The 23741-nt window shown below is 38.1% G+C and carries 20 protein-coding genes and 1 tRNA gene; 12 read left to right on the top strand and 9 right to left on the bottom strand.

From position 1 onward, the window contains the following. Positions 1-4: 4 nt before the first annotated feature. From B806_RS0106420 to B806_RS0106400, 5 genes are all read right to left on the bottom strand, one after another. Complete coding sequence (locus B806_RS0106420) at positions 5-493, bottom strand: NUDIX hydrolase (protein ID WP_017402782.1); 489 nt, start codon at positions 491-493, stop codon at positions 5-7. A gap of 144 nt (positions 494-637) precedes the next feature. Then, positions 638-1189, bottom strand: a complete 552-nt coding sequence (locus B806_RS0106415; RefSeq protein WP_017402781.1) for a gamma carbonic anhydrase family protein — start codon at positions 1187-1189, stop codon at positions 638-640. A gap of 90 nt (positions 1190-1279) precedes the next feature. Further along, positions 1280-2428, bottom strand: a complete 1149-nt coding sequence (gene dacC, locus B806_RS0106410; RefSeq protein WP_002118558.1) for a D-alanyl-D-alanine carboxypeptidase PBP5/6 — start codon at positions 2426-2428, stop codon at positions 1280-1282. Between the two features lie 126 nt (positions 2429-2554). Next, entirely contained in the window at positions 2555-2977 is a 423-nt protein-coding gene (locus B806_RS0106405; RefSeq protein WP_002118406.1) for a hypothetical protein, read from the bottom strand. 154 nt (positions 2978-3131) lie between these two features. Then, positions 3132-3503: a hypothetical protein gene (locus B806_RS0106400; protein WP_017402780.1), complete on the bottom strand. Its 372-nt coding sequence runs from the start codon at positions 3501-3503 to the stop codon at positions 3132-3134. Between the two features lie 101 nt (positions 3504-3604). Between B806_RS0106400 and surE the strand changes: the two genes are divergently transcribed. From surE to B806_RS0106385, 3 genes are all read left to right on the top strand, one after another. Continuing rightward, positions 3605-4375 (top strand): 5'/3'-nucleotidase SurE, encoded by a 771-nt coding sequence (gene surE / locus B806_RS0106395; RefSeq protein ID WP_017387263.1) that lies wholly within the window; start codon positions 3605-3607, stop codon positions 4373-4375. Positions 4376-4486: 111 nt separating this feature from the next. Continuing rightward, positions 4487-5314 (top strand): peptidoglycan DD-metalloendopeptidase family protein, encoded by an 828-nt coding sequence (locus B806_RS0106390; protein WP_002119027.1) that lies wholly within the window; start codon positions 4487-4489, stop codon positions 5312-5314. Between the two features lie 102 nt (positions 5315-5416). Next, the gene (locus B806_RS0106385) at positions 5417-6346 is read left to right on the top strand and encodes a LysR family transcriptional regulator (protein WP_017402779.1); all 930 of its coding nucleotides are present in this window, start codon (positions 5417-5419) and stop codon (positions 6344-6346) included. A 51-nt stretch (positions 6347-6397) separates the two neighbouring features. On the opposite strand, the gene B806_RS0106380 is transcribed toward B806_RS0106385, so the two are convergent. Continuing rightward, positions 6398-9016 carry an ATP-binding protein gene (locus tag B806_RS0106380; protein ID WP_005067989.1) on the bottom strand — a complete coding sequence of 873 codons (2619 nt, stop codon included), beginning with the start codon at positions 9014-9016 and terminating at the stop codon, positions 6398-6400. 165 nt (positions 9017-9181) lie between these two features. On the opposite strand from B806_RS0106380, the gene B806_RS0106375 reads away from it, so the two are divergent. From B806_RS0106375 to rpmE, 4 genes are all read left to right on the top strand, one after another. After that, positions 9182-11356, top strand: a complete 2175-nt coding sequence (locus tag B806_RS0106375) for an MFS transporter (protein ID WP_017402778.1) — start codon at positions 9182-9184, stop codon at positions 11354-11356. 22 nt (positions 11357-11378) lie between these two features. Next, positions 11379-11780 carry a lactoylglutathione lyase gene (gene gloA / locus B806_RS0106370; RefSeq protein ID WP_017402777.1) on the top strand — a complete coding sequence of 134 codons (402 nt, stop codon included), beginning with the start codon at positions 11379-11381 and terminating at the stop codon, positions 11778-11780. A gap of 133 nt (positions 11781-11913) precedes the next feature. After that, the gene (locus B806_RS0106365; protein ID WP_079380987.1) at positions 11914-12885 is read left to right on the top strand and encodes a bile acid:sodium symporter family protein; all 972 of its coding nucleotides are present in this window, start codon (positions 11914-11916) and stop codon (positions 12883-12885) included. Positions 12886-13082: 197 nt separating this feature from the next. Beyond that, positions 13083-13307: a 50S ribosomal protein L31 gene (gene rpmE, locus B806_RS0106360; RefSeq protein ID WP_001200845.1), complete on the top strand. Its 225-nt coding sequence runs from the start codon at positions 13083-13085 to the stop codon at positions 13305-13307. Positions 13308-13369: 62 nt separating this feature from the next. On the opposite strand, the gene B806_RS0106355 is transcribed toward rpmE, so the two are convergent. The 3 genes from B806_RS0106355 to epmB are packed head-to-tail and all read right to left on the bottom strand — an operon-like array spanning position 13370 to position 18249. Next, on the bottom strand, positions 13370-15475 hold the full coding sequence (locus tag B806_RS0106355) for an EAL domain-containing protein (protein ID WP_079380991.1): 2106 nt from the start codon (positions 15473-15475) through the stop codon (positions 13370-13372). After that, entirely contained in the window at positions 15472-17217 is a 1746-nt protein-coding gene (locus B806_RS0106350; protein WP_025466675.1) for a hypothetical protein, read from the bottom strand. Before B806_RS0106350 ends, B806_RS0106355 begins: the two co-directional genes overlap by 4 nt. Before the next feature lie 15 nt (positions 17218-17232). Next, a complete protein-coding gene (gene epmB / locus B806_RS0106345; RefSeq protein ID WP_017402773.1) occupies positions 17233-18249 on the bottom strand; it encodes an EF-P beta-lysylation protein EpmB in 1017 nt (338 codons plus the stop codon). Between the two features lie 73 nt (positions 18250-18322). On the opposite strand from epmB, the gene efp reads away from it, so the two are divergent. From efp to B806_RS0106320, 5 genes are all read left to right on the top strand, one after another. After that, positions 18323-18892, top strand: coding sequence for an elongation factor P (efp, locus tag B806_RS0106340; RefSeq protein ID WP_002118666.1), 570 nt, complete (start codon positions 18323-18325; stop codon positions 18890-18892). 164 nt (positions 18893-19056) lie between these two features. After that, positions 19057-21153: a carbon starvation CstA family protein gene (locus B806_RS0106335; protein WP_017399304.1), complete on the top strand. Its 2097-nt coding sequence runs from the start codon at positions 19057-19059 to the stop codon at positions 21151-21153. After that, positions 21153-21458 carry a YbdD/YjiX family protein gene (locus B806_RS0106330; protein ID WP_000980869.1) on the top strand — a complete coding sequence of 102 codons (306 nt, stop codon included), beginning with the start codon at positions 21153-21155 and terminating at the stop codon, positions 21456-21458. The genes B806_RS0106335 and B806_RS0106330 overlap by 1 nt, the downstream gene beginning before the upstream one ends. 167 nt (positions 21459-21625) lie before the next feature. Further along, positions 21626-21702 (top strand) — tRNA-Val (locus B806_RS0106325). 259 nt (positions 21703-21961) lie between these two features. Beyond that, complete coding sequence (locus B806_RS0106320; RefSeq protein ID WP_017402772.1) at positions 21962-23368, top strand: MoeA protein; 1407 nt, start codon at positions 21962-21964, stop codon at positions 23366-23368. Positions 23369-23741: the final 373 nt, after the last annotated feature.

Here is a 23741-nt window from a genome sequence, read left to right as displayed (position 1 = left end):
AGGACTAGGCATCCAAATGAGAGGTTAATGAGGGAGAGAAGGGGTGCTCATAAATAAGCGATAAAGGATAATGGTGACCTTTCATGGCATCTTCAACTGCTTTAAGTACGAGTGGACTACGGGCACGAGCAGATTCTTTGAGCTCATCTGATGTCATCCACACAGCAGCGATAATACCTGTGTCGAGTTGAGGATCACTTTCAACCTGAGTTACATGTGCTAGAAAACAGAAACGGTAATAAGTGCGGTCGGGAAACATTGGCGGGGTATAAGTATAAATACCGAGCAAGGCATCAATTTCAACATGATGGCCTGTTTCTTCAAGTGTTTCTCGAATGGCAGCTTCTGTTAATGACTCACCACATTCCACATGACCAGCAGGTTGGTTAAATACTGTGTGTACAAAACCTTCGCTATGCTCTTCTACAAACAGATAGCGTCCGTCTTTTTCTACGACTGTAGCAACAGTGACATGAGGAGTCCACGCGGCCATAAAAAAGCACCATGATTTAAAAGACGTATAATACGAAATTTAGGGGTTTTTGGCTACGGTGATCTGCTAAACGATATGAGCAATACGACAAAACCATATCGTTTAAAAATCAGAATTTTTATTACTTACGATCAAGATAGATAATTAATCTTGATTTGCTTGTGCAGCTTTATGATTATTTTGCACTTTTACATAATGTCTTGCTGAATAAGGAAGAAACGCCAGTTCTTTTTCAGTCAATGGTCGCACTTGTTGTACAGGGCTTCCTACATAAAGATAACCACTCTTTAAGACTTTGCGAGGCGGAACTAAACTTCCTGCACCAATCATCACATCATCTTCAATAATTACGTCATCTAGAATAACGGTGTTGATTCCGACTAAAACACGGTTGCCAATGGTACAGCCATGCAAAGTCACATGGTGTCCAACCGTTACATCTTCACCAATAATCAGAGGTGAGCCATTCGGTTTGGCATCATTTTTATGGCTTACATGCAACATACAATGGTCTTGAACGTTACTGTTTTTGCCAATTTGAATACTATTTACGTCACCACGGATGACTGCAAAAGGCCACACAGAAACATTTTCAGCTAAGCTAACGTCACCAACCACAACAGCCATATCATCGATATAACAGGTTGTATCTACTTGAGGGTGGTGTTCAAGATAAGGACGAATGTTCTTTGCCATAAGAAGTATCAAAATAAAATTTAGTCGAATTATAAAATAAAAAAGCACTCAGGCTAAATAGCATGAGTGCTTAATTCAACTATTCTAAAATTAGAATAAGTTGCTGAAGAATTGTTTGATATGGTCGATTAAACGAGCAAAGAAACCTGCTTCTTCAACTGGCTTTAATGCAACTAACGGTTTTTCAGCAATTACTTTGCCGTCTAGGCTAGCAACAAGTTTACCGACAACTTGACCTTTTTGAAGTGGTGCATTTAAGTTAGGTTGAACGACTAACTGAGTTTTAATGCCATCAGCTTTACCTTTAGGCATAGTTACACTAAAGTTTTCAGCTAAACCAACTTGAACTTCATCTTCTTTACCAAACCAAACTTTTGCTTTTGCAAGAACTTGATTTGCTGGTTGAACATTTGCAGTTTCAAAGTTTGCAAAGCCCCATGCCAGTAACGTACGCGTTTGGTCTGCACGTTCAGACATGCTTGGAGTACCAAAAATCACTGAAATTAAACGCATTGGACCGCGTTTACTTGAAGTAGTTAAACAGTAACCCGCTTCATCTGTATGACCTGTTTTTAAACCATCTACACTTGGGTCAGTGTAAAGCAAGGCATTACGGTTACCTTGTTTAATACCATTAAAAGTAAATTCTTTTTCAGAGTAAATTGGGTAGTATTTTGAACTGTCTTTAATAATATGTTGTGCTAACACAGCCATATCTTTTGCAGTTGAATAGTGGCCTTCAGCTGGCATACCGGTCGAGTTAATAAACTGGGTATTTACCATGCCGATACGTTTTGCTTCCTGATTCATCATATGAGCAAACGTGCCTTCATTTCCTGCAATATGTTCAGCCATTGCTTTTGATGCATCATTACCTGACTGGATAATAATACCGCGGAGCATTTCTAGAACAGTCGCTGTACCGTTTAAAGGAACATACATACATGATTCAGAACTACTGCCTTTACACCATGCAGACTCGTTCATACGAACCTGCTCATTTTCAGTCAGTTCACCTTTTAATAATTTTTGTTCAATGATGTAACTGGTCATCATTTTTGTCATAGACGCAGGTGCAAGCTTTTCGTTTTCATTTTTAGAAGCGAGAATTTGTCCTGTCTCATAATCCATTAATACATAAGACTTATTATTTAATTCTGGCGGAGCTGATAAGACAGTTGCTGCATAAGAAAAACTTGGTAAGAGGAGTAGTGCAGCAATAGCGCTTTTTCGAGTCATTCTAGGTAATTCCAATATCTTGTATGAAGCAGAAGAGCCTAGCATTTTAGGATAAAGCAAAGCCGACTTCTACGGGAGAAGTCGGCTTTTTCAAACAGTATTGTAACTCAAGAGTTTTTTACTAATTTAATTTTGCGATTGATATGCTTTCACGTCTTGGCAAACTAATGTGTTTTGTTCATCACCAGCAGCTTTCGCATCGCTACGTGCTTCTTTTAAGTATTTCTTGAAAGCTTTGTCTTTACTACGTTTTTCTAATGCAGAAACAGCATCGGTTTCATTTGGTAGGTAGTCTTTAACTAAACGTTCATAGCCTTGAGCAAAATCAGCGTCTTTTTTACCAATCAAACTTGGACAAATTTCAGAAAGCACTTGAATTGCAGCTAATTCTTCAGGAGTCGTGCCTTGTTGTGGAGTGACTTCAACAACATTTTCATTTTCGGTTTTCTTTTCAGTTGTTTTCTTCTTATCAGCAGCAAAACCAGCTGTTGCCATGCTCATAAGTAAAACCAAAGAGAGCGATTGAACTAAGCTTTTCTTCATAAACATCGATAACCCAAAATAAAATTTCTAAATATGCCGTTAGCTTAACCAATTTAGAATTTAAAAAAATGGAAAAAATGTATTGTTATGTTGGTTTTCTGCTTAATGGCAAACAGAAAACCCAAAATGAATAAGTCTCTATATCACAAAAGAGTAAGATCTATTCTTTATAATTAACGATCTCTTCACAGAGCTCATGTTGTTCATGATGGTCCATTTGTTTTGCCGCAAGACGTGCTTCATTTAATAAAGTTTTAAATTCAGCATCGTTTTGTAGAGCCGCTAAGCTCATTGATTTATTTGAATAACCACTTAAATACATTGCAATAATCTTTTGAGCATTTGACTCAAGTTTTTTATTTGTTCCAACAAAAGCTGGGCAGATTTCCTGCAAAACTTGCGTTGCGGCAATGTCATCTTTAATTAAGCTATCAGCCTCTTGTGTTGAGATATCGTCATCTGCAAAAACCGCTTGCGTACACAATGTGATACTGATCCCCAATACCTGAAAAAAAGGAGCGAAAGTTTTCATTTTTTCACAATTTTATAATGCTATGGAGGCATAAATATATATAATTCAACAAATAATTCAATTGTGAAAACCTTTAGGTTTATTTGTAGAGAAAGATTTTAGTGAATATTTTAATTGCGAATGATGACGGTGTTTTTGCGCCAGGTATACAGGCTTTAGCTGAAGCATTAAGACCACTTGGACGCGTGGTTGTGGTTGCACCAGAAAGTGAAAGAAGTGGTTTCTCAAGTGCATTAACATTGGATCGACCATTACGCCCCATTCAAATTGCCGAAGATGTTTGGGCAGTGAATGGTACGCCAGCAGATTGCGTTTATTTATCCATGAACGGTTTGTTTGATTTTGAGTTTGACTTGGTGGTGAGCGGAATCAATAGTGGTGCAAACTTGGGAGATGACGTCTTATATTCGGGAACAGTAGGGGCCGCATTTGAAGGTCGTTTAATGAAACAACCTGCAATCGCTGTGTCTTTAGCTGGACCTGATGTACGTGCTTATAATGATAAAGAAGATTATGCTCAGGCTGCTAAATGGGTACATGATTTTATTGCAAGCGGATTACCAGCTTTGCCTCCGCGACATATCTTTAATATCAATATTCCTGACGTACCGCAGTTAAAAGGGGCGCAGATTACATATCAAGGTCGCCGTGCTCAATCTAAGCCTATTACCAGTCATGTCGATCCACGCGGACGTCAAGTTTACTGGATTGGACTAGCAGGTGAGGCGGTTACAGATCCGCAACGTGTTTCTAGCCAGATTCAATCTGATTTCTTTGCCGTTGCAAACGGTTATGTAAGTGTTACTCCTATTCAAATGGATGCAACAAATTACGCTGTTTTAGAAGATTTACAGATCAGTTTGAGTCAATAATTTGCCTCGAATGTTATAACTTTGTGAATAAAGAAAAAGAGGAACGTGTTTCCTCTTACTTTTTTGGTACTCTTAGCCGAAATGATTTGTAGCATTTAGTGAGGGAGATCAATGCATTTAATTGGGCAACAAAGCAGAGTGCATATCCAAAAAGACAAAATAATGAAAATTATGTTGTTGTCTGTGGCTGTAGGTTTTACCGTTGCTATGGCAGGGTGTGCTTCTAAACCACAAATTAATAATAGTTCTCGCTATGCAATGGCTCCTAACTATTACACAGTTCGTTCAGGTGATACTTTAAGTGGTATCGCAATGCGTTATGGCCTCGACTATATCAGTATTGCCGAAATGAATGATATTGCTCCGCCATATCGTATTTATGTTAATCAGTCTTTGCGTTTGAAGAAAGGTTCTTCACCAAGAACAGTATCTACGCAAGTCATGGCACAACCTGAGCAAATCAAACGTCAAACCATTGCTCTACCAACCACACAACCTGTTACACCAGTAACTCAGCCTACAACGACCGCACCGTCAACGAATACGACAGTGACTTCGGTTGCACCAAATTCTAGTTTGCGCTGGATAAAACCGAATAATGGGCCAGTGATTCAAGGGTTTAATTTGGCAAATAATGTCAAAGGAATCCGTTATGGTGGAAATCAGGGTGACCCTATTTATGCCGCAGCAGATGGTCAAGTTGTCTACGCAGCTGATGGCTTAAAAGAATACGGCAATCTGGTTTTAATTAAGCATATTGACGGCTATATCAGTGCCTATGCCCACAATAGCAAGATGTTGGTGAAAAGCGGTGACAATGTAACTGCTGGACAAAAAATTGCCGAGATGGGCTCTACTGGGGCTTCTCAGGTCATGCTTGAGTTCCAGATCCGTTTGGATGGAAAACCAATTAATCCTATAAATCTTTTACCAAAATAGCTAATGCATAAAACTTAGGTTTCCTCGTATAATATAATTGGTTGCTTTCATTACAACAATAAGCATTTTTTTATAAATTTAGAATTAGATTTGAGGAAACCTATGTTAGATCAGCTTCGTGCGATGGGTGTTTTTGCTTGTGTGGTTGAAAAAAGTTCATTTAGTGGTGCGGCACGTGAATTAGGAATTACAACAAGTGCGGTGAGCCAGCAGATTCGATCCCTTGAGCATGAAATGGATGTAATTCTATTACATCGCTCCACGCGTAAACTCAGTTTGACAGAAGCCGGACAGGCTTTTTTTTCAAGCTGTCAAGAAATGTTGGCGGCTGCTGAAAGGGGGAAAATCAGAATTAATGAGTTGAGGGATGACTTAATTGGGGATTTGCGTATCGCAACTACTCCTGATTTAGCAGTTCAGCACCTCATTCCTGCGTTATCTCACTGGATGTCAGCTCATCGCGGTTTATCTGTGCATTTTGAAGTTGGCCATCGTTATATCGACTTAATTGAAGAGCGAATTGATATTGCAGTGCGCATGAGTTCTACGCCAGTAGAAGAAAGTAGCTCTGTCATTCCTATGGCTTTTGTCGATCAGATTTTAGTAGCTTCGCCAAGTTATCTGAATCAATCTAGTCCAATTGTGCATCCTAATGATTTAAGAGATCATGAATTATTATCAATTAATGTCATGAATGACGCGCACCATTTCCATTTTCAACATGTAAAAACGGGTGAAACACTTAATGTTGAAATGCAAAGCCGTTTGCAGAGCAATAATTTACAAGTTGCAAAAGCGTTATGTCAGCAAGGACATGGGATTGCAAGAATTTTATATTTAGATGCTCAAAAAGAGTTAAAAAATGGTTCTTTGATTGAACTCATACCAGATTGGAAATTACCAACTTTTACTTTGTATGCAGAAGTTGCCAAGCATGACCAACAGCCAATGAAAATTCAGCGCTGTGTTGAAGCACTTAAACAATATTTTAGTCAGTTAGCAGGAGGACGAGCGATCCAAATCGTTCGCTAATTTTGCGCCTCTAAAAGTAAAAAGGGCCTGTATTTGACAGGCCCTTTTTTATTACTTCTGTTTTAGGGTTGCAACTTCTTCTACACTTTCTTGCGGCAGATCTTCTGCCGTAAGCTCTTCATGCTTCTTAATTTTTTTCTTATTTTTCTTTTTCTTCTTTGGCTCCTCTTCAATTTCTGCGCCATCTTCAATGGCTTGCCAATATTCGAGTTGCTCCATTACAGCAGCATAAATAGAGTGTTTACTGTACTTACCTTTTTTGTCGAGTGTACCGACAGGGCGGGCCATTAAAATCTCAAGCGCTTGATCAATCGTATCAATCGCATGAATATGGAATTGACCACTTTGTACCGCATCAATTACATCTTGGCGTAACATCAAGTGCTGCATGTTTTGACGTGGAATAATGACACCTTGTTTACCAGTTAAACCTTGTAATTTACACGCATCATAGAAGCCTTCAATTTTTGCATTTACACCACCAATTGGTTGAACTTGGCCTAACTGGTTCATAGAACCCGTAATTGCCCAAGATTGATCAATTGGTATTTGGCTAATTGCTGAAATTAATGCAGAAAGCTCGGCAACTGTTGCACTGTCGCCGTCTACTTGTCCATAACTTTGTTCAAAGGCTAGAGCAGCAGAGAAATGTAAAATCTGTTCACGACCAAAGTGAGCTTTCAAGAAGCTAGACATGAGCAACACGCCTTTGGCATGCAGTGAACCACCAAGTTCTACACTACGCTCAATATCAAGAATATCACCGCCACCTTGATAGACTGATGCAGTCAAACGTGAAGGTAAACCAAACTCAACATCTGCATAGTGAATGACAGAGAGGGCATTGATTTGACCTAAACGATGACCAGAAGTCTCGATTAACTGAGTTCCACGCGATAAATCTTGCCAGTAAAGTTCTCTTAAATAGCCTAAGCGATACTGTCTGTGTTGTAGTGCCAAGTTAATGTGCTGGTCAGTTACAAGCTTTTCATTGGCTTTAAATGCATGGTGATGTGCTTCCCGAATCAGGTCGCCCAAAGTTGAAGCATGTAACGACAGTGAGCTTTGGTCTTCTGCCTGACGACTTGAGTCGGTAAGTAAAGCTGCTAAAGCACTGCGGTCAAACGGAAGTAATTTATCCGCTTGTACATAATCAGCAATTAGCTGCATGTAGGCTTGTTCATTTTCATCATTACGTTGCAGAGTATCGGTAAAATCTGCACGAATTTTAAATACACTGCCAAGCTCTGGTTCTACTTCTAAAATCTCATAATAAATTTCAGGTTCTGCCATAAGAACCACTTTAATATCAAGCGGAACAGCAGCAGGTTCAATCGAGATAGAGCCTGTTAACGTCAGCATATGTTCAAGAGAAGAAAGCTTGAGCTGACCTGATTTCAAGGCGCGCTTTAAACCTTGCCATGCATAAGGCTGTTCGAGTAATTGCTCGGCCTCAAGCATTAAAAAGCCACCATTCGCTTGATGAAGGGCGCCTGGACGAATGAGAGTGAAATCTGTGGTAATTGTGCCGTTGTGAGTAAGTTGTTCAACATGACCAAGCAAGTTGTAGTGCGTTGGGAAATCTTCAAAAATAACCGGTGCACCACTGTTTGGTTTGTTTGAGACAATTACATTGGCCTGATAACGTGCAGGCACACGATTGAACATTGCCGGAGCAAAGTCATCTTCTTCTTGCTCTAAAATGAGTTCAACATTATCAATTACATCTTGAGCATATTGTTTTAAATAATCTTCAAGGCCTTTGACTTGACCATATTTATTTAAAATCAAATCCATGCGTGGCTTAACCACTTGGGTCGCGATGTCTCGATTTAACACAGAGACTTTGTCACGTGCGTCATCTTCTAAATCACCTAAATGCAAACCAAGACGCTCGAGCTTTTTATCCATGTAGCGAACATTCGCTGCAATTTCAGCACGTTGCTTAGTATTTAAAGCATCAATTTCTGTTTGAGTCAGTTCTTGCACCTGATCATCTTTTACTTGTACAGGTACAAAGCCATGCTTTTCATTGCGGGAGATGAGTTTTAAGTCGAGCTCTTCGCCTTCTTTGGTTAACTCGACAAGCGCTTGTTGCTGCTCATCTCCAGTTTCCTCACGGATACGCTCAATACGGTTATGATAGGTCTCGGCACTAAAACGGCGTTCAAGCTGTTTTAAAATAATTTGCCAAGTTTGATGAAGGGCATGTTGAAACTTGGTTCCTTGTCCAGCAGGGAAGCGTAGAGCAAGTGGTTGGCGTGCTTGTTTAAAATTATAGACATATACCCAGTCATCTGGAGTAGGCATTGTTTTCGCATGTTGTTGGAGTAAACGCTTAATCATGGTGCGTTTACCCAAGCCTGCTGTCCCTACTGCAAAAATGTTATAGCCAGAGTAGGGTAAAGAAATCCCTGCTTCTACCGATGCTTTGGCACGGTCTTGCCCTAAAAAGTTATTAAGCGGTTTTATACGTTTTGTAGAAGCTGGAATTTTTTCAAAATCGGGAATATGTGTTAATTGTTCGGGTTTTAAGGCTGTTTTATCCAAAGTCATTTTTATATCAGGTTGCTCAAAAGCTGAAGGAAATGCATTTATTGTGACGTTTGTGGTGTTTGTTTTAGCGAGTGATAAAGTTGAGATGGTCACTTGATCAAGTTTTTGTGTCACTGTTGATATCCAGCAAAAGAAAACGAAGGTTGAAGCTTAAAGGTATACAGGTTTAGCATAAAATATCAAGCAAACTTGCCGTTTTTATCGCCAAAACAAAATTGATTGCATAAAGAATCTTGAAAGGAATTGTAAGAAGGGTTTGAATAGGCACATTTATAATTTATGGAAAATAAAAAACGAATGAGTGCTGAATCAAAAGGGTGGAAAAGTTCCTTTATGGCCTTCTTGGATCGCCGAGCAATTATTATGTTGTTTTTAGGCTTTTCATCAGGAATTCCCATATTTCTAATTTTTTCAACCTTATCATTTTGGTTGACTGAAGCTGGAATTAACAGAAGTACTATCACCATGTTCTCTTGGGCAGCTTTGGCTTATTCGTTCAAGTTTATTTGGGCACCTTTGATAGATAAATTACCACTTCCTTATTTAACAAGAAAAATGGGGTTAAGACGTAGTTGGCTATTAGTTGCACAAATTTTGGTTATCTGTGCAATTTGCTTAATGGCATTTACAAATCCCTTACCGAATACTTCTGATTTTGGCTCATTTTCAAATCTGACCATTATGGCAGCAGCTGCTATTTTCCTTGGCTTCTCTTCAGCTACTCAAGATATTATTGTTGATGCTTATCGTATTGAATTAACTGAAGATCCTAATGTGCAAACTGTTTTAGCTTCAACGTATAATGCTGGATATCGTACTGCTACAATCATTACACAATTAGGTGCGTTATTATTTGCAGCTTCACTGGGTACAGCTGTTGGTAATTATATATATGAAGCTTGGCGAACTACATATTTATTAATGGCAGGCCTCATGGGTATAGGAATAATTACAACATTATTTATTCATGAGCCTGAAGTTAAACGTATTCAACATCACTATCAAGCTAAAGACTATTTTCAGTTATTCTCGGTTTTTGTTATTTCAACCATCGTTTTTGGGATTAGCTTTTACCAAATTGGTTTAATTTTTGATTCGTTTTCTATCGAAGATGCTTTTTTAAACTTTCTACTTTTAGTCATTAAATTCTTAATTAGTATATCAATTGCGGTTATTGTAATTTTTGGGTTAATTAAGTTTGGTCTAATTAATAAGAAAATTGTTGTAGAAACATGGTTGTCACCTTTACTAGATTTTTTTAAGCGATATGGATTAAAAGTTGCTTTAGCAATTTTATTGCTAATAGGTTTTTATCGTATTTCAGATGTCGTTGCTGGTGTAATGGCTAATTTATTCTATTTAGACTTAAATTTTGATAAAGAGGAAATTGCTTGGTTTAATAAGTTTTTTGCAATCTTCTTTGTCATATTGGGTGGTTTTCTCGGAGGAATGTTAGCGCAACGCTATAATGTAATGAAAATGATGTTGTTAGGAGCAATTTTAGCAAGCACTACCAACTTGATTTTTGTTGGATTAGTTAAATCTGGCGCTACTATGCAAAATGTTCAAGTTCATATAGGGGATCACACTTATACTACAAGCCCTGATGAAGTGGGAAATTGGTCACTAAAATTCCCGAGTAATACATTGACGTCAGCTCAGAATGAAGTCTCAATTAATTCTCAGCCTGTAGGCTATGCTGAACCTTTAAAGATAAACCTTCCATTAAAAGTATTTAACTCAAAATCACAACCAGATATTTATGTTCAAGCAATTGGTGGAGATAATCTTTTATATAAAGATGAGCTGAAAAAAGATGTAATTCTTCATGGTAGTTTATTGAATCTACCTAAAAATGGTGAGCTAAAATCCGTTAGTATTTTATTGAATTCACAAAATAAAATAGAAGGTAAGATTAAAGGTAGTGATTGGAATGTTATTATTCCTGGAAATGATCTTGCTAAACTTAATTCAATACAAGTAGAAGCAAATTATGAAGCCAATAAGCAAATACATACTTTAACTTTAAACCATTCTTATCAAAAGCAGCTAGAAGAGAATCAACCTCGTTATCGTATGAATTTATCCGATATTCCAGCGATTCCGATTGATAAAAATATGGATATCGAATTGAAAGGAAAAGTAGTTGTTCCTTATAGCAAAGTTTGGTTAGTAATGGGCATCATATTTGATAACTTAGCCTCCGGATTAGCTGGGGCAGTTTTTATTGCATTTCTTTCTAGTTTAACTAGTGTGTCATTTACTGCCATGCAATATGCTATTTTTAGCTCGCTAATGCTGTTGTTACCAAAAACGATTGGTGGTTACTCAGGTACAATAGTGAATCATATCGGTTATTCAGGCTTTTTTACGGCTACATTTTTGATGGGATTACCAATTTTATTACTCGTGATTTGGGTGGGTAAGTTGTTGGCTAATCAATCATCAAAATGAAAGTTTCCTAGGAGATAAATATATGCGAATGCTTCATACAATGTTGCGAGTAGGCAATTTAGAACAATCTTTAAAGTTCTATACCGAAGTATTAGGGATGAAGTTACTTCGTAAGCGTGATTATGAAGAAGGGCGCTTTACACTAGCATTTGTTGGCTATGGCGATGAAGAAACCAATACCGTGCTTGAGCTTACTCATAACTGGGATACATCAAGTTATGATTTAGGCAATGCCTATGGTCACATTGCCATTGGTGTTGATGATGCCTACAAAGCGTGTGAAGAAATTAAAGCACGTGGTGGCAAAGTTGTTCGCGAAGCGGGTCCAATGAAAGGTGGTGTTACCGTTATCGCATTTGTTGAAGATCCAGACGGCTATAAAGTCGAATTGATTCAACAAGATGCTAATGCAAAAAATAACTAAAAATTGACTGTGATGCTTTAAGAATTAGTTCTTAAAAGCCTAGCTTTATTTTTTTAGCCCAGTATGATGAACGCTTGACCAAATGGTCAATTTATCAACTGGGTTTTTTATTTATCTAGAATAATCATAGGATATGGCTATGCTGAAGTTATTGGCGCTTGATCGATTTACAGTTTTGTTAGTTGGAATGGTACTACTAGCAACATTTTTTCCAGTCAGTGGTCAAGCAGCTCAATATTTCAATACACTGACCACAGTCGCGATTGCAATCTTATTCTTTTTGCATGGCGCGAAACTATCACGTGAGGCTGTAATTGAAGGTATTTTGCATTGGAAAATGCATTTACTGGTCTTCGCATTTACTTTCTTTATTTTCCCTGTGATTGGTCTGTTGGCTAAGCCAATTTTATTACCTCTGTTAGGTCAACAGCTGTACTGGGGTTTTTTATTTATGTGCTTTTTACCCTCTACAGTTCAATCCTCTATTGCATTTACGTCGGTTGCAAAAGGGAACGTGGCGGGAGCGGTGTGCAGTGCATCTTTTTCAAACTTGATTGGTATGTTTATTACACCAGTATTGGTGAGCTTCTTTATTCTAGGCCAAAGCCAACATGGATTTGACCCGACGACTTCAATTATACAAATTACATTATTACTGTTAGTGCCATTTATTTTAGGTCAATTATTACGTCCTTATATTTTCCCTTATATGGCAAAAATTCCGAGTATTGTTAAAGCATTCGATCAAGGCTCGATTTTGATGGTGGTGTATGGCGCATTTAGTGGAGCAGTAGTTGCAGGACTTTGGCATCAAGTAAGTTGGAAAACTTTACTCATTCTAACAATTGCGTGTTCAGTACTTTTAACAATTATTATGCTATTAGCACTTTACCTACCGCGTGCTTTAGGTTTTAACCGAGCAGATCAAATTACAGTTTTCTTTTGTGGCTCCAAAAAGACCTTGGCGAGTGGTGTTCCGATGGCGCAAATCTTATTTATTGGCCAACCTTTAGGCATGATCGTGTTACCTATTATGATTTTTCACCAAATACAGTTAATGGTGTGTGGGGTGATCGCAAATTACTTGGCTAAATCCCAAGATTAATTCGCAAAAGAAAATTATTTGACGTATAATGTTGCCCACTTGTTGTGCTTAGCTCTAACCCTAGAGGTTTCGGTGGGCCAAAAGAATGGTCTGTTGTGGTGTTGATCTGCTCATTTTGAGCCTGTCCTCAACTTAAGTTGAGAGTGATCAATTGCGATGACAGCTTAAGCCTTTCTTCCAATTAGGAGTAATCGACGATGCGCGCCGATATTCACCCAAAATATGAAAAATTAGTTGCAACTTGTTCTTGCGGTAACGTAATCGAAACTCGTTCTGCTTTAGGTAAAGAAACTATCTACCTTGACGTATGTTCAGCTTGCCACCCATTCTATACTGGTAAGCAAAAGAATGTAGACACTGGTGGTCGTATCGACAAATTCAAACAACGTTTTGCTGGTATGTCTCGCTCTATCAAGCGTTAATACTGCAACACGAAACAAAAAACGGGCTTTATGCCCGTTTTTTGTTTTTGACTACAAGACCATTATTGGTCTTGTACGTCTGTTAATCGATCGAGTTTTTTCTGGAAATAGCGACCTTGCAAGAAACGCGTTTCCACATTCCATGCGTTAGCAAATAAGTTCATGTCATCTAGATCACTCAGTAAAATCCCTACAGGTTTTACAGTTAAATAGTTCAAAACCTTTTCTTGTAAGCGTGCTAAACCATCATCTGAGTTTAATAGCTCAGTTTTCTTCGATTGCAGTTTTAAATATTGAACGTCTAGTTGTTGCAATATTGATTCGCTATACATAGAAGAGCTGAAATCCCGAATCGAAATTTCTGCGCCGTGTTGACGCAGGCGAGCTATGTGTTGCTGGGCAATTGCAAGATGAGGCTGAATTGCTTGTTCTGAAAATTGTAAAACCAGTGGGCTTTCAAGCTTACTACCAATAATGGTGAGTAATTTCGAAATGAGTTCAGGGAAAGATTTATCTTTGAGCAAGATATCAATATTCAGGTTAATAATCAGTTTGGCTTTAGGGTATTGAGTAATAAAGTTATGTAGTTGCTTACATGCCTCAACCAAAATCCAGCGATCTAATTGAATAGAAAGTTCACCGTCTTCTCTTAATTCAGCCAAGTCATTTATGTCATACCATTGTTCATCGCTAATAAAACCACTAGTCACCTCATAGTTATGGGTTTCTTGATCGTGTTTATCGTAAATCTGCTGATATTTTAAATGTATTTCACTTCGAGCTAGCTGCTGCTTTAATTGCTGCAATAACGAAGATTGCAAAGGAGCATCGACTTGCTCAAGGCTTAGATCAAGCGATATAGAGGATTTGACAGGCTCAGGAGCGATAATATCGACGGTTGGTGCCAACTCAATCTGCGCCTTAGGTAACTCTTGCTGACTTGTTTGAGCAAGTAAGCTTGTAAAGCTATCTTCATTTAAAGGTTCAGTAATTTGGGCATAGCTCAGCTTAAATTGGATCGAGTAGTTAAGCTCATTGATCTTTAATAAATGCTCTTTTTGCAAACTTTGCAGACTAGTCAGTTGGGAGTTAAGGACTGTGCTGTTTTCAGCTTGTAAAACGCCAATATATGCGCCAAGTTCAATATTAAAAATCGGCATTTGCGCGTGTTCTTTTAAGAAACTGTGCAGCTGATTAAAATATTGTGCAGGAGTTTGCCAATCTTGTTGAAATACTCGCTCTGGGCACTGATTTAATTTAAATAAAATTAATGCGTTGGCTTGAGCAGGGTAGGTCGATAGTTGTCGATTAATTTGTTGCCAAGGTGCTTGCACACCATAACTCTTTTCTGAAAAAAGTGTATTTGCAGGTGTTGCTAAATCCAGTTGATAGTCAATGGTTAGCTGTACGGCATCTTCTTCCTGACTAGGAATAAACTCTAGTTTTAGAGCATTGTTACCTGCAATTGCTGCATGTTGACTCTGAATTTCAAAACGTGCCTGATCAAATTGGCCTAATGAAATTTTCTTAAATCTTTGTTTAAAAACATTTAAATCATCAGGTTGTAAAACATCTAAGATTGGCAGGCCAATAATCTCGTCTTCTTGTTTAAAGCCAAAAAGATTGAGGTATTCTGTGTTTGCCTTAACATGCATCCCTTCTTGAAAAAGGGCAACTGCTTTATGGCTATTGTTGACCAATGTTTGTGTATGGGAGTGAATTGTTTCTAACTCATTTGTCAGGCGTTGTTCCGTCTGCAATAAGTGGCTATATGACAAGGTTCGAATAAGAGTGATATAAAAATAATCTAATGGTTCTAATGGAACTACATCATAGATACCTTTTTGAATATAAGCCTGATATTGCTGAGGCTGACAATCTTCAGGTTGTAATAATAAAACAGGTAAATTTGGCTGTTCAGATGCTTGAATGAGGGAGAGAGTTTGTTCAATTTTTAGGTCATAAGCACGACCAAAAATAATAGCATCCCACGGCGTATTTAACTGTTTTTCAAAACTTTTTAAATCATCAAGTAATAATGCCTGAACTTGATAATCATTCCCCAATAATAAATTTAAAATCTGGTTATAACGTAGCTGGTTGTCATCAATAATGAGTAAACGTGTTTCAGTACGTTTTAACTTTTTAGATAATAAAGAGTTTCTCACTTTAGTGCTTCCCATAAATCTTGAGTGCTAGAGTTATTACCCTTTTTCATCATGAACTGATCAAGCAGACCTTGTTGCTGCTCATTCAAAAGCTCGAAATGAAATTGAATAAAACTTTGCGTAATGAGTTGTGCTTTGAGTAGATACACTTTGATTTCTTCTGTCCCCAATCGTAAATGAATTGTTTGTTGCTCTCTAAAAATTTGAGAGCCCGGTAAAATAAGCGTATTTTGTATTTCTTCTAGATTTTGTGTTTGTAGTAATAGTGCGGGATGATAATTGCGAGTATGACGCTCAGCTTGAATATGCACTGAACAAGGGAACATGGCTTGCGACAAAATCTCTAAACCTAACTCTAGGGATTTTTCTGTCGACTGTTTAATCCAGCGAATCACACCGCCACGCCATTGTCCATGCAAAGTTTCTTTAACTAAAATGTATTCACCAGTTCTTAAGTTCTTTGGTGCTTCGCCAGACCATTTAATACGATATCCATTGACACTAATATCGAGAACGGTGGTTTGATAAATGGTTTTACTCTCACGACTCAAGCGTTGATAAGAGCTTGTTTGTTGTTCTTTTTTCTCTAAGTTGGATAAAACCTTAGATTCGCTTTGTAAATTATAGTTATGGTTAAGCTGTAGCGTTTCTTCAAAGTTTTTTGCTTTTGATAGATAGAAATGGGCAGTGCTTAAACCAAAACAAATTTGGAGCTCTGCATTATACTCATAACGTTCATGGCGACGTTGAGCCGTGGTTCCTAAAATCGTTTGAACATGAAATTTTAAAGCTGGGCTTAAATAAAACTTTTCATTCTTAGAAATATATTGAGCATTTTTATGCATGGTTGCAGTGACATGCTCAAGTAAAGCTTGCGTACCTATGAAGATGCTTGGGTTAAAGTTAGAGCTACGCTTTGTATTATAAACAGGCGGATGATCTTTATTTGGGTCGACCACATATTTTGTTAACGCGGTATCTTTCGGCAAAATATGAATCATTCTTGCCCAGTCAAAACTACATTGAAATAATGCTTGAATTTCTGACTGACGAATCTGGTTCGTATTTAAAATATCCAGCAAAATCAACTGAGCATAAGCTTGTGTAATATTCGCTAACGGGTGGTGGATACCCTGAATATGATTGATATTGATGAGATGATATTTGTGCTGAACTGCGGTTTCATAGAGCTGATGCGCTATTAACCATTGACCTTTAAGAGGCTCGCTATAAAGCATATGCTGCTGATAGAGGAGGCTCGTTAATTGTTGTAGCGCATGAAACGTCGATAAAGTACGCGCCGTTTGCAGATTCTTTTTTTGCTTGTAGGCAAAGATTGAAAACTTTTGATGCTGTAGTTGCTCATGACTATTTTGCGCAATATTTAAATAAATACTGGCGAAATAGCAGCGGAGCAACATCGCTAATTCAATAATGTGCTCATTACGATCTGTACTAATCACGCCTTGGTTAAAGAAGTTTTTCTCTAGGCTGGCGAGTACATTGTTAATGGTCGGATGAAGCGTTTGTATGAGATCGAAACGTAAGGTTTCACTACATTTTAATTCATTGAGCTCTAAAATGGCTGTGAATAATGCTTTTGACGTATCACCGAGTTGCATAATAGAAAGGGTAGTGACCCATTCATTAAGATCTTTAATATTGGCTTCACAAAAGCTTAACCGTTCACGAGTGAGTTCGGTTTGATTGTGAAAAATGTCCGACAGCGCATTATTCATCATCACTTATTATATAACTCAAAAAGTTGTAGCCCCAAAAAGCGGTGTTTTATTCTTTTCGCCCGCAATTTCCCTGACGAGTTTAGGAACCAAATACCCCGGTAGGTTCGCTAACACGTCACGATAGATATCATCTATCTCGGATGATTCTAAATCAAAATGTTGTGCACCTTTTACTTTATCTAAAACATGTAAGTAATAAGGCATAACGCGAGCTTCAAATAAACGATAACTTAAATCAATTAACGTCTGTGCAGAGTCATTGACACCCTTCAGCAATACTGCCTGATTTAGTACAGTAATGTGATGGTCGGATAACTGCAACAATTTTGAACAAGTAAAGTCATCGAGTTCAGAAGCATGGTTTGAGTGTACCACCAGAACTATACGCAGCCTACTGTTTTTTAATAAAGAAATCAGCTCTTCGTCGATCCGGTTAGGAATAACAATTGGCACTCGTGAGTGAATTCTCAGAATCTGGATTTGTTTGAGAGATGATAGGCGTTCTAACCAAAGTGCTAATTTACGGTTAGAAAGAGTAAGCGGGTCACCACCACTCAAAATGATCTCGTTAATGTTCGAATTTGCTTCAATATAGTTTTTAATATTTAGCCAATCTTCATTTTTTGGCAAATTTTCTTGATAGGGGAAATGACGACGGAAGCAATAACGGCAATGTACGGCGCAAGCACCAGTCAAGGTTAATAAAAAACGCGATTTATATTTATGCAATACACCCGGTAATTGATTTGCTGCTTCTTCGCCTAATGGGTCAGTCACAAACTCAGGATGTTCTTCAAGCTCTAGATGATGAGGTAATACTTGTAGCAAAAGCGGGTCAAGCGGGTTTTTAGCGTTCATTTTTCCGACGAACGCACGAGGAACACGCAATTTAAACTTTTCAGAAGCCAGAATCGCACCCGATAATAGCTGTTCTGAGGATAACTCGAGTAGGCTTAGCAATTCCGAAGGATCAGTAATAAGGTCACTCAGTTGAGATTGCCAGTTTTGCTCTTGGTATAAATAGTTTATCATTTGACACGATTAAGATAATGCAACAACGCATTATATCGCATAGTTGACTTGTTAAGTTTGGAGTGTGCCTTTCATGGCCTATTATTCTACAAATGATTTCAAAGCAGGCCTTAAGGTTATGCTTGATGGTAACCCATGTTCAATCATGGAAAACGAATATGTAAAACCAGGTAAAGGTCAAGCGTTCAACCGTGTAAAATTACGTAACCTTAAAACCGGTAAAGTATTAGAAAAAACTTTCAAATCAGGTGACTCTTTAGAAGCAGCTGACATCGTTGAAGTTGAAATGGAATACCTATACAACGATGGTGAAATGTGGAACTTCATGGATCCTGTATCTTTTGAGCAAATCGCGGCAGACAAAATTGCTATGGGCGATGCTGCTAAATGGTTAAAAGACGATTCAAATGAAAAATGTACAATTATGTTGTTCAACGGCGTACCTTTAACAGTAAGCCCACCGAACTTCGTTGTATTGAAAATCGTTGAAACTGATCCGGGCGTACGTGGTGATACATCTGGCGGTGGCGGTAAACCAGCTAAGCTTGAAACAGGTGCGGTTGTTCGTGTTCCGTTATTTGTTCAGCAAGAAGAAAGCGTTCGTGTAGATACTCGTACTGGCGATTATTTAGAGCGTGCATAATAGTTAAAAAATACACTATTATCGAAGGGATGATGTAAATCATCCCTTTTTTTATGCGAAAGTATAAGAGGAAAAAAGAAAAAGGAGGAGTAGAGTCACAGGGATTAAGAGAAACAGTACATAACAATATAAAAATGCTGTAGTTATTTATTGAGAGGTTAAGAATGGACACAATGCAAGCGAAATCTACGCTTCCCTCCAAGCTGGTCTGGAGCCTAGTGGCAATAATAGGTGCAATTTCTTTTGGGATGCTGGCACTCAGTCGTGGTGAACATGTCAATGCGGTTTGGCTTGTACTTGCTGCAGCATGTGTATATAGCATCGCATATCGATTTTATAGTCTATTTATTGCAACTAAAGTATTTGAATTAAACCCAAGACGTTTAACCCCAGCACATCGCTTGGCCGATGGTCTGGATTATGTTCCCACCAATAAATATGTGCTTTTCGGTCACCACTTTGCTGCAATTGCAGGAGCGGGGCCATTAGTCGGACCAATTTTGGCTGCGCAAATGGGCTTTTTACCAGGAACGATCTGGTTATTGGTCGGTGTGGTTTTGGCGGGTGCAGTACAAGACTTTTTAGTTTTATTTATTTCAACACGTCGAGATGGTCGCTCACTTGGTGAAATGGCAAAACAAGAACTCGGTTCTTTTGCAGGTATTGTGGTCATGCTTGGTGCGCTAGGGGTAATGATTATTATCCTTGCTGTACTGGCATTAGTTGTGGTGAAAGCACTTGCCCATAGTCCATGGGGTGTTTTCAGTATTGCAGCGACGATTCCAATTGCATTGTTTATGGGCGTTTACATGCGTTTTATTCGCCCAGGACGTATTGCCGAAGTTTCTATTATCGGCTTCGTTTTAATGATGCTTGCGATTGTTTATGGTGGACAGGTTGCAGCAGATCCTTACTGGGGTGAATTTTTCACTTTAACAGGAACACAGCTGACATGGTGCTTAATCATTTATGGATTTATCGCATCAGTTTTACCAGTTTGGTTATTGTTAGCACCACGTGATTATCTATCAACATTCCTTAAAATTGGTGTCATTCTTGGCTTGGCCGTTGGTATTGTGATTGCATTACCTGAATTGAAAATGCCGGCAGTGACTCATTTTATTGACGGTACTGGTCCAGTATTCTCTGGTAGCTTATTTCCATTCCTATTTATTACTATTGCCTGTGGTGCCATTTCTGGTTTCCATGCGCTTGTATCAAGTGGTACGACACCAAAACTTGTTGATAACGAAGCTGACATTCGTGTGATTGGTTATGGCGGCATGCTCATGGAATCTTTCGTCGGTATTATGGCGATGATCTGTGCAACTGTCTTAGACCCGGGTGTGTACTTTGCAATTAATGCGCCTGCGGCTGTACTCGGTACAACGGTAGAATCTGCGGCAGAAGCCGTGCGTAATTTAGGCTTTGTCGTTACGCCTGAAATGCTAACCGTATTGGCTCAGGAAGTGGGTGAAAGCTCGATTCTTTCACGTACAGGTGGTGCGCCTACCTTTGCGATTGGTATGGCACATATCATTTCTGAAATTTTTAACAGCCGTTCAATGATGGCATTCTGGTACCACTTTGCGATTTTATTCGAAGCATTATTCATTTTAACTGCTGTCGATGCGGGTACTCGTGCTTGTCGTTTCATGGTACAAGACACTGTGGGTATTGTTATTCCTGCGGTTAAATCTTCAAGCTCATTCTTTGGTAACTTGCTAGGTACTGCTGTTGCGGTAGGTGGATGGGGCTTCTTCGTCTATCAAGGTGTGATTGATCCGTTAGGTGGTGTCAATTCACTCTGGCCTTTATTTGGTGTGGGTAACCAGATGTTGGCTTCAATGGCACTCATTTTAGGTACAGTTATTCTGTTTAAAATGAAAAAAGAAAAATATGTATGGGTAACGATTTTCCCAACAATTTTCTTGTTCATTACCTGTATGACTGCAGGCTGGCAAAAGATTTTCCACGAAAATCCAAAGATTGGTTTCTTGGCACAAGCGAATAGATTTTCAGATGCGATTGCGCGTGGTGAAATTCTTAAACCAGCAAAAACACTTGAAGAAATGCAGACGATTGTGATGTCAAATCAAATCAACGCTGCACTTTGTGGCTTCTTTATGATCGTTGCGATTGTGATGGTAATTGCTGCAATTGGTATTGTGCGCCGTGCGTTAGCAAGCCCGACACCAACTGCTCATGAAGCACCAGCTGTATATGCTGATCCGAAAGTGGTCACCCCACGAGGAGAGTAATGATGAATTTTAAATTTGCAAAAAATGGAACTGTCATTATTGCGAAAATCATCAAAATGACAGTGCTCTCGCAAAAAGAGCTATTACTTTCTCCAAAGAATTGGTCGCGCATTGCAACCTTGTGGCAGCGTTTGCAGCAAAGCTTCCGACTGATGGTTGGGGTTCCAGACTATCAAACTTATCTGGAGCACATGAAAGCCCATCATCCTGATTTAACTCCAATGGATGCGACGACTTTCTACCGTCATTGTGTTGATTCGAGATATCCATCGGCAGGTGGTAATTTAAAGAAATGCCCTTGTTAAGTTGAGATTAATAGTCAGCTAAAGAAACGGTATGTGGTTAAACCATGTACCGTTTTTCTTTTTTGGAAAATGAAAAAGAGTTTGCTTAAAGTCTGCTCATTTGTATTTTTTTCGATGGCAAATCACTTGTTTTGCTTTTGAAAAATGAATATTATGCTTTCCATTCTAGGTGTATAGCTCAGTTGGTTAGAGCGCTACGTTGACATCGTAGAGGTCTCCAGTTCGAGTCTGGATATACCTACCAAGATTTAAAGTCATATAAACTCGAATAGCTTTATATGACTTAAAAAGCCCTAAATTATAATGGTTTAGGGCTTTTTTATTGTTTTTATAAATTAATTTCAGTTTCTATATTCGCCTAAAAGAGCAATTTCATTTCCTAAAAGGCTGAAGCAGTTTGGAGCTTTTTTAATACCGAATGTTTTAGATAACGATAAATTCTTTATTAATAATTAAAATTAGCGAAGTACCTCCTATTTGAGGTACTTCTAGGATCTATATTTATGCAAAAAAAACTTCCAATACCAGATAACTTACCAAATCATTTAACGGACATTTTTTATCATATCAATATAAATTTGCCTAAAGGTGATTTAAAAGAAACTGTAGAGCTGGATAAAGCAATAAATCAAGTTAACGCAAGTGATGTATATGCTTTACAGGATTATCCTCTGCATAATTTATCTGAATATGCGGGTTGGGCTCTTAACTCAGAAACAACTCAATCTGCAAGTAAAGATAGCCCTTTATTAATTACTCATTGGTACTATTGGGGGCAACAGCTTTATAGATCTATTAATCCGTATAAATTAGATCTAAAAACTCCAAGTTTGTTAGAAATTCCTGCCTATACAAAATTACCAGAGTCTTTAGATTCAGTGATTGCTGAACAAGATGAGAGATTAGATCTCTCTGATACCGATGCTAAAAAAATTACTGGTTCTATTCCTGCCATGCATGGTGTTATCCCAAAGGGCAGTATATTTAAACAAGGCGATGTGATTCTAAAAAAAGATGAGAAACTGACACCTGAAAAATTAATTGTTTTAAGACGAGCGGGAATCAAAGAATTATCTATATATATAAACCCCAAAATTCTCATTATAAGTATGCATTCTTTTGATAAAGAAGAAATGAGTGAGGAAAGTCTGTATGTTAAAGATGTCTTGAAAACATGGGGCTACGAGCAGGTAGAAATCAAATCACTCAAACCTGAACGTTTTGATGCTGCATTTAATAATCTTAAAAAAGATAATGACCTAGCTTTAGATGACTCATTAACGACGAGCAGGGACGATTATATAAAGTTCTTTGAAGAACAAACCTCAAACTTTGATGTCATTCTTTGCTGCACATATCAAAATAATCGTTCTTCTTTATTCCAGCTTGAAAAACTTCCAATCTTTGATCAAAGCAGCATGTCATCGGCCTTGAATACACGTTGTATACCAGCTAATGAAATTAAAATTCTTAAAAGCCAAGATAGGACTCCACCTAGCCGTGAGACTGTGCAGATATATGATGAAAGCGGTAATCATAAAGGTATGCGTGTAGTCGTTACAGAAGACAAAGCGACTATTATTAATTTACCGGGTGACATTCAAGATATTGCGATTCTGATGCATGCTTTTGTGAAATATATTTTGAATAAGCACATCTCAGACTTTTTTGATCATGCTTACTTTAAAGGTAAAACTGACATAGAAATTGTTCCTAATGTGACAAATAGAAAGTTGTTATGGGGGTGTTATAAGGCTCAAGAAAATGGGGAATATGTATTAGAAATTATTGAGCAACAACAGTCATATCAGATAGAGCCATTTGTTAAAGCGAATTGTATTGTGATAGTACCTTTTCAAGAGCAGACAATTGCAAAAGGCACTGATTTATATTTTATGAAAATAGGTTAAGTCTAATTTCTATTTATAATTTAATTGAGCGGTGTAACCTTTAAACTTGTTAAAAGGTTACAACCTATAAAGTTATAGCTGCCAAAACCCCACCTTTATAAACCCCACTTTAACAATCACTTATCCATTATTTATCCTTACTTTTTAATGATCTAATTTAAAACAAATGTCATTTTGTGTGCTTGACTGCTAAAGGGCAGAGCACTATCCTTTGCCTGCTGGCCACATTGCCAGCCGGCTTTGACAGGCTGAATATTATCTCCCGCATCAGAGTTATTTCTTCTGAGGAATAGTCTTGTGTGGTAGCTACTCGTCCCTTTCCCGTAGCGGTAGGATGATCTGACCCCATAAAGTTGGACAGTTAGTTAAGCAG

Origin of the sequence: Acinetobacter sp. TG2027, assembly GCF_000302435.1 — a bacterium.
Lineage (GTDB): Bacteria > Pseudomonadota > Gammaproteobacteria > Pseudomonadales > Moraxellaceae > Acinetobacter > Acinetobacter pittii.
Note: the sequence above shows the minus strand (reverse complement) of the source record. Positions and strands in the feature narration are given on the sequence as shown.

Coding starts and splice junctions, on each gene's coding strand:
- B806_RS0106405 (WP_002118406.1), bottom strand. CDS start 2,977: ATGTTTATGAAGAAAAGCTTAGTTCAATCGCTCTCTTTGGTTTTACTT.
- B806_RS0106320 (WP_017402772.1), top strand. CDS start 21,962: ATGCAAAAAAAACTTCCAATACCAGATAACTTACCAAATCATTTAACG.
- B806_RS0106415 (WP_017402781.1), bottom strand. CDS start 1,189: ATGGCAAAGAACATTCGTCCTTATCTTGAACACCACCCTCAAGTAGAT.
- B806_RS0106365 (WP_079380987.1), top strand. CDS start 11,914: ATGGCTATGCTGAAGTTATTGGCGCTTGATCGATTTACAGTTTTGTTA.
- B806_RS0106350 (WP_025466675.1), bottom strand. CDS start 17,217: ATGATGAATAATGCGCTGTCGGACATTTTTCACAATCAAACCGAACTC.
- B806_RS0106375 (WP_017402778.1), top strand. CDS start 9,182: ATGGAAAATAAAAAACGAATGAGTGCTGAATCAAAAGGGTGGAAAAGT.
- B806_RS0106390 (WP_002119027.1), top strand. CDS start 4,487: ATGCATTTAATTGGGCAACAAAGCAGAGTGCATATCCAAAAAGACAAA.
- B806_RS0106330 (WP_000980869.1), top strand. CDS start 21,153: ATGATGAATTTTAAATTTGCAAAAAATGGAACTGTCATTATTGCGAAA.
- gloA (WP_017402777.1), top strand. CDS start 11,379: ATGCGAATGCTTCATACAATGTTGCGAGTAGGCAATTTAGAACAATCT.
- B806_RS0106420 (WP_017402782.1), bottom strand. CDS start 493: ATGGCCGCGTGGACTCCTCATGTCACTGTTGCTACAGTCGTAGAAAAA.
- B806_RS0106335 (WP_017399304.1), top strand. CDS start 19,057: ATGGACACAATGCAAGCGAAATCTACGCTTCCCTCCAAGCTGGTCTGG.
- B806_RS0106400 (WP_017402780.1), bottom strand. CDS start 3,503: ATGAAAACTTTCGCTCCTTTTTTTCAGGTATTGGGGATCAGTATCACA.
- dacC (WP_002118558.1), bottom strand. CDS start 2,428: ATGACTCGAAAAAGCGCTATTGCTGCACTACTCCTCTTACCAAGTTTT.
- epmB (WP_017402773.1), bottom strand. CDS start 18,249: ATGATAAACTATTTATACCAAGAGCAAAACTGGCAATCTCAACTGAGT.
- efp (WP_002118666.1), top strand. CDS start 18,323: ATGGCCTATTATTCTACAAATGATTTCAAAGCAGGCCTTAAGGTTATG.
- B806_RS0106385 (WP_017402779.1), top strand. CDS start 5,417: ATGTTAGATCAGCTTCGTGCGATGGGTGTTTTTGCTTGTGTGGTTGAA.
- rpmE (WP_001200845.1), top strand. CDS start 13,083: ATGCGCGCCGATATTCACCCAAAATATGAAAAATTAGTTGCAACTTGT.